This window comes from Olsenella sp. Marseille-QA0557, from assembly GCF_965119725.1.
Lineage (GTDB): Bacteria > Actinomycetota > Coriobacteriia > Coriobacteriales > Atopobiaceae > Coprovicinus > Coprovicinus avistercoris.
Genome location: NZ_CBCPMI010000001.1, coordinates 936,398 through 948,387 on the forward strand (window position 1 = coordinate 936,398; position 11,990 = coordinate 948,387).

The 11,990-nt window shown below is 49.1% G+C and carries 9 protein-coding genes; 7 read left to right on the forward strand and 2 right to left on the reverse strand.

Going from position 1 to position 11,990, the window contains the following annotated elements:
* From ACQY6Y_RS04250 to ACQY6Y_RS04280, 7 genes are read left to right on the forward strand one after another with little or no spacing between them, the layout of a single operon-like run.
* Complete coding sequence (locus tag ACQY6Y_RS04250; RefSeq protein WP_428379068.1) at positions 1 to 843, forward strand: glycosyltransferase; 843 nt, start codon at positions 1 to 3, stop codon at positions 841 to 843.
* A 1-nt stretch (position 844) separates the two neighbouring features.
* Positions 845 to 2,188 carry an O-antigen ligase family protein gene (locus tag ACQY6Y_RS04255; RefSeq protein ID WP_428379069.1) on the forward strand — a complete coding sequence of 448 codons (1,344 nt, stop codon included), beginning with the start codon at positions 845 to 847 and terminating at the stop codon, positions 2,186 to 2,188.
* Complete coding sequence (locus ACQY6Y_RS04260) at positions 2,178 to 3,203, forward strand: glycosyltransferase family 2 protein (protein ID WP_428379070.1); 1,026 nt, start codon at positions 2,178 to 2,180, stop codon at positions 3,201 to 3,203. Before ACQY6Y_RS04255 ends, ACQY6Y_RS04260 begins: the two co-directional genes overlap by 11 nt.
* Before the next feature lie 24 nt (positions 3,204 to 3,227).
* Positions 3,228 to 4,391 carry a glycosyltransferase family 2 protein gene (locus ACQY6Y_RS04265; RefSeq protein ID WP_428379071.1) on the forward strand — a complete coding sequence of 388 codons (1,164 nt, stop codon included), beginning with the start codon at positions 3,228 to 3,230 and terminating at the stop codon, positions 4,389 to 4,391.
* Entirely contained in the window at positions 4,388 to 5,491 is a 1,104-nt protein-coding gene (locus ACQY6Y_RS04270) for a polysaccharide pyruvyl transferase family protein (RefSeq protein ID WP_428379072.1), read from the forward strand. Before ACQY6Y_RS04265 ends, ACQY6Y_RS04270 begins: the two co-directional genes overlap by 4 nt.
* 9 nt (positions 5,492 to 5,500) lie before the next feature.
* On the forward strand, positions 5,501 to 6,931 hold the full coding sequence (locus ACQY6Y_RS04275) for a lipopolysaccharide biosynthesis protein (protein ID WP_428379073.1): 1,431 nt from the start codon (positions 5,501 to 5,503) through the stop codon (positions 6,929 to 6,931).
* A gap of 17 nt (positions 6,932 to 6,948) precedes the next feature.
* Positions 6,949 to 8,241 carry a Coenzyme F420 hydrogenase/dehydrogenase, beta subunit C-terminal domain gene (locus ACQY6Y_RS04280; RefSeq protein ID WP_428379074.1) on the forward strand — a complete coding sequence of 431 codons (1,293 nt, stop codon included), beginning with the start codon at positions 6,949 to 6,951 and terminating at the stop codon, positions 8,239 to 8,241.
* A 138-nt stretch (positions 8,242 to 8,379) separates the two neighbouring features.
* Here ACQY6Y_RS04280 and ACQY6Y_RS04285 read toward each other — a convergent pair whose 3' ends face one another.
* Complete coding sequence (locus ACQY6Y_RS04285) at positions 8,380 to 10,323, reverse strand: DUF4012 domain-containing protein (protein WP_428379075.1); 1,944 nt, start codon at positions 10,321 to 10,323, stop codon at positions 8,380 to 8,382.
* A 132-nt stretch (positions 10,324 to 10,455) separates the two neighbouring features.
* Positions 10,456 to 11,937, reverse strand: a complete 1,482-nt coding sequence (locus ACQY6Y_RS04290; RefSeq protein WP_428379076.1) for a rhamnulokinase — start codon at positions 11,935 to 11,937, stop codon at positions 10,456 to 10,458.
* Positions 11,938 to 11,990 lie beyond the last annotated feature (53 nt).

Sequence of the window (11,990 nt, forward strand, 5' to 3'; positions counted from 1 at the left end):
ATGAATGCTTCAAAAGAGGCGGCATTACCCGCTTACTCTGTCCTTATGTCCACCTATGCAGCCGATGAGGCGAGCTGGCTGCTTGCTGCTCTTGAAAGCATGGCAACTCAGACGGTATCTCCTTCTGAAATTGTGCTTGTTATCGATGGACCTGTGTCAGATGACCTCTTGAGCGCCATGGATACATTCGACAATCGGTATCCAAACCTCCTTGTTCGTGTTCCGCTTGAGAAGAATGGCGGCCTTGGGCCTGCGCTCAATGCGGGGCTCGAGCACTGTGCGTTTGATGTGATTGTTCGTATGGATGCCGATGATATTTCTCTGCCAAACCGGTGCGAGCTACAACTCGCCAAATTGGTCGAGGGATACGACATGGTGGGTTGTAATGCCATAGAGTTTTCCACAGACATGAACAGTCCAGATTCTGTGCGTCAAATGCCCGAAACATGTGAGGAGATCATTCAGTTCTCTAAAAAGCGCGCACCTTTTGTGCACCCCACTTTTGTTGTGCGCAAAGCAGCGCTTGAAGCTGTTGGAGGGTACCGCAATGTTTCCTACGCTGAGGATTTTGACCTGTTTATTCGCTTGCTTAAGGCAGGTTATACCGGCTATAACGTGCAAGAAAACCTCTTTGCTGTGCGGGTAGACACAAACGTGTATCGCAGACGAGGTGGATTATCGTATTTGCACGATATGCTTTCGTTTAACATGCTCGAGCTCCGAGAAGGATGGTTTGGGCTCGGCGATTTTATCGTGCGCTCGGGAGCAAACATTGTGGTAACACTTGTGCCCAATTCAGTGCGAGATGCTATTTATAAAAAGCTGCTGAGGAGGCATTCGTAATATGGTGCTTTCTGCACAGTCTGCAAATACTGCTGTTCATCAGAAGACAGCTTGGATTGATAAAGCCCTGGTTGTCTTAATGGTTATAGCTTTAAGCGTTCAGGGTCCAAGTCTCTTTGCGCTGGGGAGCATGGACTTTACGGTTGGCCATGCCCTGGTAGGTATCGTTGGCGCGCTCTCGGTGCTTCGGTGCTTTATGGCGAGAAGTCCTCTTACGTTGCCGCCTGCATCACTTCATATTTTGCTCGGTGTCTATGCCGTGGTAACGGTGCTGGATGCTCCGCAGTATGGTTTTGGAACAATGATCTTCAAGTATGTGTTCCAGTATCTCGTGCTTGTTGTGGTGCTTAACCTGCTTGTGCTCATTAACAACGGCAAACAAAGTGTTCGCCTCATAACCTGGGGCGCTTGGATTGTTCTTGCGCTTGTGCTTGTTAATGCAATTTCGCATGCCGGTGCATTTATCGAATACTATAGCCACCCTTGGGACGGACATCCCAACTTTGCAACCATCTTCTCCGGGGGCGTAAATCTGGAGGCAACGTGGCCGGCGATGCTTGGCGTCTTCTTCGATGACAATCGAGAAGGACGTGTCTATCTAGCCATAACCTATGTCTTTGCCGCGCTCGTTCAGAGCCGTGCGGGAGTAATGCTCGCCGAGTTGGCTTTAGCGTATGTCATTCTCGTCAAACGTGATGGCGGTGTGTTAGCAAAGCGTATTGTGATTGTGGTGGCAACGGCAGTGTTCGCCGTCTTATTCGTGCTTGTTGGGCCCCGTGCAATTTCAGCTCACAACGCAGAAGTTCGCGCACAGCAACAAGCTGCTCTTGCAGCAGCAACCCAAGAGGCAGCTCCGGAAGATACTTCTGCAAGCACTACACCGCAAGGCACGCCAGGTCGTCGCGGAATTTGGACTGGAGCACTCAAGGCAATTCAAGATGCTCCGGTACTTGGTGTTGGAGCGGGCAATGCGATGGACGTAGTGCGCTCGCTTACTCACTACCCCTATCGAGAAGATAATGTGCACAACTACCCGCTACAGGTTCTTGTTGATTTTGGAGTAGTTGGTTTTGCTACTTTCGCTGTTATGGCAATTGTGTTTTTAGTACACAACATTCGAGCTCGACTTATGAGCCCATTTGGTGCTTTTGTCGTGCTCTACCTTATTGGCAGTATGATTCAGTTTGCCGGAGGAGAACTCCTTGTCGGCTTTGCGTTAGCTGGATATTTCGCATTTGGACCAGATATGCAAGGTGGGTCTGCCTGGGTGTTTGGTCATGGGAGAGCTCAGAAATATCTTGCTTTAGATAATGCTGAGGCCAAGGGAGAACTCGATGTCCAATAAGCCGCGGTTCTCTATTGTTGCGCCGGTGTATAACACCAGTGCTTTTCTCTCAGAGTGCTTGGACTCTGTAGAAAAGCAGACGTATCGCAATTTTGAGTTGGTGCTTGTGGACGATGGCTCTACAGATAACTCCGGCAAAATGTGTGATGAATTTGCTGCTCAGCATGCCTATGCAAGAGTGATTCATCAGGAAAACCAAGGGCTATTATTGGCGCGCCGTGTTGGATTGCAGGCAGCTCGAGGAGAGTATATTGTTACGCTCGATTCTGACGATATGCTCCGAACCGATGCACTAGAGCTACTTTCTGCCGAAATTGATGCAAATCACCCAGATATTTTGACGTTTACTTTTTCACGTGCGACTTCTTTTGCATTGTTTAGCCCAAGTCGTCTGAGTATGCCGGCTGGTTATTACGCGGCGGACCAGTATGGTCTTCTTAAGATGCAAATATGCAAAGGCCGTCATAACAATCTGTGGAGCAAATGCTATCGTCGTGCAATTGCAGATGTGAAAGCAGATTACACGCCATTCCGAGGGTTGACGCATGCAGAAGATCTGCTGCAAGTTTTGCCGATCATAGACGGAGGAAAGACCTTCTCCTATGTGGATGAGCCGCTCTATTACTATCGGCCCAATCCTGGCAGTGCAACAGGTAGCTATAAGCCACGTCAGCTTAAAGATCTGTCAGTGGCGCTCGATGCGCTCATTCGCTACGCCTCTTCATGGGGTTACAGCTATTTACAAGAGGCGCGGAAGAGCGCACTTTTGCAGCTCAGTTACTTACTGCATATGCTCGTCAATTCACGTCTTGAGAATGCTATGCAGGTAGAGCAGCTTGAACGTATGCAAACATATGCAAAAAAAGCTGGCTTGTTTGGCTCATGGGAACATGACCTTCGTCTGGATAAGCGCCTGGAGATAGAGGCCCTTGAGAAAGGACAATGGGGGCGGGTAGTGCGGCGAGTTCGTGTCTTTGAGCTGCTTAAACGCGTTCGAGATATGCGCTCAAAATAGGCGCGAAGAACCTGGGGTATGCACATGCCAATTAAAGAAGCTATCAAAAACCTCTTTCATTCGGTGATTCTTTCTGGTCCCGTGTATGCACATTTAAAATCCCGTGCATTGGCAGAAGATCCAACTCATGTTTTGGATGCATGTGAACAGCTCGAAAGCGTCTCTCCGCGACCTCAAAATATTCGTGTGGAGCTTACACTGCTTCCCGAGGCTTCTCTCGATATAAGTGTGATTATTCCGGTTTACAACGTTGAGAAGTACGTGGGTTCTTGTTTGGAATCAGTGCTTTTACAGAAGCTGGATGCTTCCTTTGAGGTCATCGTGGTTATCGATGGTTCTCGAGATGGGTCTGAAGAAATCGTTCGTTCGTTTTCTGACAGCCGCTTGAGAGTTATATGCCAGAAAAATGGCGGACTTTCATCTGCGCGTAATACGGGCATTGCACATGCACATGGCCGCTGGCTTGCCTTTGTTGATTCCGATGACATGCTTGCGCCTGGTCATCTTGCGGCGCTCTATGAGCGAGCTCAGACAGGAGATTGTGACATTGTTGGATCTCTGTGGCGCTCTATGTCGGAGGATGGCGCGGTAGGCAAATTAGGAGAATCTCAGCGTACCAACATGGCTCCGTGGGGCCGTTTATACCGACGGGAAGTATGGGAACGCTTACGTTTTCCTGTTGGCTGTTGGTATGAAGATCTCATTACACCTTGCTGTATAGACCCGCTCTTCCATGAGGAAGATATATCTGATGCAGGGTATTTATATCGGAGTCGACCTGGCTCCATTGTAGAAACGAGCTCTTCAAATCCCAAGGCACTCGATGCATTTTGGGCTATGCAAGAAATGATCTCTTGGCGTCATGATTTGGGGATTGTATACGGTCAGCAAGACTGGGATCGTTTTATATGGCTCCTCGGTCCACTACTGATGGGACGCACAACATTTCTAACCAATTCCGAACGTAAGGCATTATTTTCAGCATGCTGTGATTTGATGGCTTCACTTGGGGAGCTGCAGGGAGTGCAGACAACACGTAAGGGCGTCTGGTGCGATCTCGAACGAGCGCTTCGCGAATATCGCTATGAGCTTTGGTGTCTCGCCTGCACAGCGCTCGTAAAAGAAGCTGGGAGTATTAAACTAACGACGGCCTGGCATATCTATAGAGAGGCACGAAGCGAGCAATGAGAATAGGAATTGTTACGTTTCATTGTGCATACAATTTTGGCTCAGTGCTTCAGGCATGGGCGCTTAAACGCAAGCTTGAACACATGGGCCATGAGGTGCAGATAGTCGATTATCGTGGTGCAGATTTTGATCAGTATCGACTCATCCAGACATACTCTTTGCATGCTTTTGCGGCGAGTATCGCACTGTATCCGCGTCAGCGACGTCGCAGTCAGGCTTTTGAGTCTTTTATAGCTACAGAGCTTGATCCTACCGCTCGCTATGGTGTGCAGGATGAAGTGCGTATGGCCTCTGAGTTGCCCAAACAGTTTGATTGTTTTATCTGCGGAAGCGATCAAATTTGGAACTTGGATTGTACACGCGGACCGGTGGGACCTTACTTTTTGGACTTTGCCAAAGATGCTCGGCGAATTGCGTATGCTCCGAGCCTTTCTCACACCTCATTTGCTCCAGAATACTTTGGTGAGCACGAGCGCGAGCTCATAAAAAATTGGCTTTCTCGCTTTGTGGCAATTTCGGTGCGAGAAGAAACAACAGTCCCTCTTTTCCAGCTGCTTTCTCCCATGCCGATTCAGATATGTCTCGATCCAACACTCTTACTCGATGCAGAAGACTATGCTTCATTGCTTACTGAGAGCAGTAGGGTCGATTCACTTTCTTTTGATGACAAGCTCTTTGTCTACATGCTTGAGCGAAACGATGAAATGGTTTCCTATGGTGCAAAGCTTGCCCGAGAAATGGGACTGGATATTGCGTATGTATCGCGCCGTCCGCTTGCTTTTGATGGGGTAAAGGCAGTCAATTTGTATGGCATCGGACCTGCAGAGTTTTTACAAGTGCTACAGAGAAGCGCGGCAGTGCTCACCAACTCTTTCCATGCAACAGTTTTTTCTCTTTTGTTTGGTCAGTCATTTCAGACGTTTGCAACACAGCGCAGTGGCTCCCGAATGAAAGAGCTGCTCGCTTCATTTGATGCTTCTGACCATTTGTCAGATGGGTCTTTGCTGAAACAGCCAACGCCAGTCAGAGACATTGCACAGCATTTGGATAAGATGCGAGCGAACTCGCTTGGTTTCCTTGAGAAAGCACTCGTAGGGTAAGATTGATCTATGAATGAGGCAAAGCGACTAGTTAAAAATACGGGCATTATTGCAGTTGGAGGTATGGCAACCAAACTGGTGCAGTTCCTCCTGCTGCCGCTTTATACTACGGTTCTTGCGCCTGCTGAGTATGGTGCAGTAGATTATCTCAACACGATTGCTTTATTCTGCGTCCCAGTTGCCTCGCTTCTTATGGACGAGGCGCTCTTTCGCTTCCTTATAGACTGCAAAACAGAAAGCGATCGTCGTCAAGCCGTTACCGCCAGTGTGGGAGTTTTGGGGCTAGGCTGTATTCTCTTTGCAGCTCTTATGGGTGTGCTTGAACTTACCTTCCATCCAGAAAGCTTCTGGTGGATTGTTGGCCTTGTGTATGCTGGTGTGGCTTTGCAGATGGTGTCTGCCTTGCTTCGTGGTTTTGGAGACACTACCAGCTATGCGCTTATCAATTTCCTTGCCAGTGCGCTTACGATTGTTTTAAACGTTCTGTTTATCGCAGTCTTTGGGTGGGGAGTTATTGGCATGCTCTCTGCAACGGTAATTGCTCAGGGAGGTATGTCATTACTCTTTGCTCTACGTTGTCGTGTGTGGCGATTTATCGACTTGAGTGGACTCAATCGCGACTACATGATGCGTCTTTTGAAGTATTCGATCCCGCTGATTCCAAACAAAGTGTCCTGGACGATTATGAACATGCTGGATCGCTTGGTCATTATGGCTTCGCTTGGTCCAGCGCCGGCAGGTCTTTATGCGGTCGCGTATAAATTCCCCAACGTCATGGATCAGGTATATGGCTTCTTTTATCAATCGTGGAAAGAAAGCTCAGCGCGAGCTCTTAATGACGAGGGCGATGAAGTTGCTTTCTATGATGCAATCTATCAGGCAATTCGCCGCTTTATGATGGGCGTTGTTATGGTCATGATTGCTCTCATGCCTTTTGTTTATGATCTGCTTATCGATTGGCAATACCATGAGGGCATTTTGTATGTCCCCATCCTTTTGTTGGCTACCTACTTCAGCAATATTTCTGGCTTTTATGGCGGTATTTTTACTGCTCATAAAGATACAAAGGTTATGGGCACAACCACCATTGCCTCAGCTGCACTCTGCTTAGTTCTTAACCTAGTTCTTATTCCTCACTTTGGGCTGTACGGTGCAAGCTTTGCAACAATTGCAGCAATGTTTGTGGTGAGCGAGTATCGCCGGATAAAGGTTCGGGCATATGCCGCCCTGAGCGAAAATCGTCGCGAACAGTTCGCAACACTTCTTTGCCTAGCAGCAACGCTGGTTTGCTTTTATGTATATGCTTCTATGGGAGGAGTGCTGTTACTGCTTGCCGGGGTTGTAATTGCCGCTGGATTTTTCTTTATTGCCAACAGGGCCGTTATTATGCGCATGCTTGTGTTGGTGCAACAAGTGATTCGTAATAAAAGGGCGGGATAAAGGCCATGGATACCCGTTTGTCTGACGAAAACACTATGGCAGACACTTCTTACAACACTCACAAAGATCCATCTGTGCCGGTCTTATTTTCATCGCCAGAACAATGCTGTGGCTGTGGAGCATGTGCAGCTGCCTGCCCGGTACAGGCAATCTCACTCCATGAAGATGGCTGCGGATACATTTATCCTCAAATAGATGAGGCGCTTTGTATACGGTGTGGCCGATGCAAACAAGTGTGTGGGTATCAACATGCATTGGTGTCTGAAAGTGCTGGCAATGCATATGCTGCAGCAACATCGAGCACTCAGATAAAATACTCTGCATCAGGAGGAATCTTTGGTGCAATGGCTCGCGCCATGCTCGAGCAGGGTGGGGTAGTAGTCGGATGTAGATACGACAATTGCAACGGTTTGCTGTACGCCGCTCATCATGTGGTGGATGACAAAGCGGATCTCCCTGCTTTGCTTGGGTCGAAGTATGTTCAGAGCGACATGGTCTCGGTTTATCCGAAGGTGAAGCAGTATATAAAGGATGGACATAATGTTCTTTTCTCAGGTACTCCATGTCAAATTGCAGGTTTACATGGGTATTTAGGAGAAAAGCTTTGGGCTTCATCTCATCTTGTGACAATCGATTTGGTTTGTCATGGTGTGCCGAACCAAAAGATGCTGCAGAACTATCTCGCAGAGGTAAAACAAAAGTATGCTAACAACTCTGAGGTTGTGGATGCGCGTTTTCGACCAAAGCGGGATGGTTGGTCGAATTCTCTTCAGTTGGAGCTGGTCTTCTCAGATGGCTCTGAGAAATTTATTCCTTCGGACCAGTCCAGCTATTACGATGCATTCCTAGCTCTCAAAACACTTCGTGAGAGCTGTTATCACTGTCCTTTTGCGGGACGAAAACGACCTGCCGATCTAACCATTGGGGATTTTTGGGGCATCGAAGAGCAATGTCCTGAGTTGTTAGAGGGTAATGGCGGCCCCTTCAGTCTCTTTGCCGGCGTGTCGTGTGTTTTAGTTAATAGTGATCGTGGCTCTGAATGGCTTGAAAAACTAGGGTCTCAGCTGACAATGGAACAAGTTCCGTTTGAAGCGGTTGCTGCACAAAATGCGCAACTCAAAGCGCCTGCAGCGCTTCCCAAAGATCGTGCTGACTGGCTTAGGGCATTTGAGCAAGGCGGATGGGATGAAGTTGAACATTTGTGGCTCAGGGCTAAACGGAAGCAGAATCTACGCAGAAGAGTAGGTAAGCTCTTTCCGGTTTCCGTTAAACATGTAATTAAAGCAGTGGGCAAGCAATTAAGACTGTAAGAAAGTGAATATATCCCGCTGTTTACGTGCAGTTTATTGTTAGATATAAAACGCTTGCAAATTTATTTAGTGAAAAGGACGCATCCATTGGATGCGTCCTTTCGCAACAGGTGATTGTACGTACTTTCGTGCTGTTTTCTACGCCGTTGTAGCAACTGGGCTTGCACCATTGCTGCCGTTGTTTTGAGCAGTTGGTGTTACACGAAGGGCCAGGTCTGCACCGGCAGCTTCTGGGGAGGTGGTAACGGTGTACGTTACCGTGCAAGTCTCACCCGGAAGCAGGCGAAGCTGACCAAAGCTTACTTGTAAACCATTATGGGAAGCATCCTGGAGCGAAAGATCTCCGCCTGAAATGCTCTGATCAGAAATAGATCCACCAGCAGGAGCATACAAATACAGGCGGAATACCATGTCACCAACAGAACGCTTTGCAGTGGCATAACCAGAAACGTACTGAGGAGCCGTGGCTTCCTCCTCTGCTGTCATGGTGTTCGAAAGCGTAACGGTAATCTGGTACGAACGTGAGCCGTCGCTGTTATCAACAGGTTGTCCGACCTGCGTTTGCATGTCCAAATACCAGTCAATCTTAGAGTAGCTGTAGTTGTTGAGATAAATACCAGCAACTGGAATAGCTGGATCGGTAGGTAGCTCTCCCGAAGCTCCCAAGCTCTCAGCAACAGCTTCCTCGTCGGGGTTGGCAAACCAAATGAGTACGCGTCCCTGCTCAATACCCTCTTGCATAGCGGTGAGCAAACCGGTGATGTCTGCGCCGCCAATATCGCCAAATACCTGGCTGAAGGCGCTGCTTGCTACAGCGGAGAAGATGGCGTCCTGCTGATCAACCGGATAATTCCAATACACATCGTGCATAAGAACTTGTGCTGCATTATCGCCATTTACCTGCGTTCCATCGGGAAGGGTTGTGCCTCCCGTAAGAGCAAGAACACTCTGCAGGAATACGGGGTCAATAGCGATAACGCCATCCACCTGCTGACCGTTGCCATAAGTGGATGCCCAGATATCGCGTGACATTTGAGCAGCGCGGACAAAGTCGGGCGTCATAAATGAGTCAATTGAGACGGAGCCAAAGTGGGAGCTGGTTCCCGCTTTGAAGAGGGTATCTTCCTCAGTGGAAATAGGAAGCGTTTCGCCGTTGGGAAGCGTTCCTGATGAGACAAACTGTCCAAGCGACATCTTGCCATCGGTAACGCTTAAAACGCCCCAAGAGCCGGGGCCGCCACCGGTGGCACGAAGCTCAACGTTATTCTCTGCCATCAGAAGATAATTGCGGGTTTGTCCATTTGCACCGAGCATCTGTGGCAAGTAGGGTGCAATTTTATTGAAGGCATCGATCCCGGTATCGATGGAAGAGCAGGCGGTTTTAGCGGTGTTTACCAGCTCAGTTACCTGCGGAATATTGGTGGGGCCAATCGCTTCTACGTCAATACAAGCCTGCTCAATAACAGGGCTAGCATTGGATACAGATGTTGCCAGGGTGGAGATGGCATTCACATTAATTGCGCCATTATCAATGAGCTTGCCAATATCTGCGGAGGCAAGATCATTGGTTATAGGCACAATAGCGCCGGAAGAAACATCGTCCAGCACACCAACAAGCTCAACTGCAGCGCGGACGTCTCCGCCCACAACAGGCATAAACGAAGCGACTGTCCAGAGAGGACTGCTCACCTCATCGTTCATGCGGCCAGTAGCATCCGCAATTGTCTGTGCGTCTTGCGCAAGACCCTGAGAATCGCCTTGCTTGAGGCGCTCGGTCATACCACTGCCCGTATCCATCACAATTTGTGCGTCTGCCATAACGCGCTGTGCCGAGCTATAGAGCATAAAGCCACTGACGCCGCACACTACGATGAGTGCAAGCAAAACGCCTACCACGATAAGGGCAATGCGCTTGCCTTTATGCGGACGAGGGGCGTTGGTATTGCTGCTAGAAGTGTAGGGGTTGGCGCCAGCGCTGTTTATGCCGTATGGAATGCTTGTAGTGGGAGCTTGACGCCGTGCGCGCGAGACAGGTGCTTTGCTTGGCGATGGCCCACTCGTATTAAAGTGCTTGCCAGCCATGAAAATCCTTTCATTTGGACCGTAAGAGAATCGTCTAGATAGGTTGTTGTGCGGGCGTATTGAGCTGCAATACGCCCAGCTTTACTGTACTAGTCTAACGCCTCGGCAGCTTACTCACGGAATTGAGAAAAACTACACTTCCTGAGGGTCAAAACGGCGTACGTCAAACGAGTCGCGAATAACGCTCCGTGCCTCCTCAAGTGAAGCAAGCTCACCAGAAGCAATAAATTGCACCGTAAGATTACCTAAGCTTGTAGCCTCAACTGGCCCTGCATAAACAGGAACCTTGCAGATGTTTGCCGTCATTTGATTGAGATAGTCGTCCTGGCAACCGCCGCCCACAATGTTGATTGAATCATGTACGGTTCCTGTAAGCTCATCAAGGTCTGCAACACAGCGTCGATAGCTCTCTGGAAGACTGCGGTAAATGACGCGCATAACCTGGCCAATTGTTTCTGGAACAGGCTGGTTGGTATCACGGCAGGCAGCTTTGATTTCCTCAATCATGGAAGCAGGGGAGAGGAAACGATCGTCATCGACGTTTACAACCGCTTCAAAAGGTTCTGCCTCTCGAGCGAGATCAGCAAGCTCCCCAAAGCCAACCTTATGGTCAAACATGGCTTGACGCTCTTGCGTGCCATTGACGTAGGTCTCGCCATTGACCTCACGCCGTACCGACTGACTCATCCATAAGCCCATAATGTTTTTAAGAATGCGATAGCGCTTTTCGTAGCCACCTTCGTTGGTGAAGTTCATAGCACGAGCCTGGTCTCCCAGTACGGGCACAAGACTTTCGGTGCCCATGAGGCTCCAGGTCCCTGAAGAGAGAAACGCAGCATTACCCTGAGCGGGTACGGCAAGATAGGCCGAGCCGGTATCATGAGTAGCTGTAAGCACTACTTGCGCATCATAGCCCACCTGCTCTACGATTTCGGGACGTAGGTTGCCGAGGATGCCTCCAGGCATGGTTACATCCAGGAAAATATGGCGCGGTAAACCGTATGCAGCAATGATTTCATCACTCCACTGGCAAGCTTTTGCATCGAGCAAGCCAGTGGTAGAGGCGTTGGTGTACTCACACGCTTTTATCCCCGTAAGACGGAAGTTGAGATAATCGCCAACCATAAGGAAGGTAGCTGCCTGTTCAAGTTGCTCGGGAGTTTCTTTGAGGTGAGCAATAAGTTGGTTTGAGGTGTTTATCGCCATACGCTGAATACCGGCAATGCTATAGGTGCGTGCGGGATCGAGCAGCGAATCGGCGACCTCAGGCATACCTTCTGTACGTGCATCGCGGTGTGCAATAGAGGGTGCTAAAGGTTTGTCCTCATTGTCGAGAAGAACGTAATCAAGACCCCAGGTATCCACACCAATGGTTGTGGGTGCCTTGCCCATGGCCTCAGGGATTTTGCCCAGGCCTATAACTGCTTGAGAGAACAACTCATCAAGGTTCCAACAATCGTGACCAGCAATGCGCTGTTGGATGTTCTCAAAACGATGAATTTCGCGCAGTTGGATTTTTCCGTCTTCAATCCAACCTGCAATGACACGCCCACTCGAGGCGCCCAGATCAATTGCTGCATGAATGTGTATGTCCTGAGGGGTCGCGTCGGTCATGAAGCTCCTTTCATAGGGATGTTTCGCGAAGAGAGTACCTATGTATAAGCATA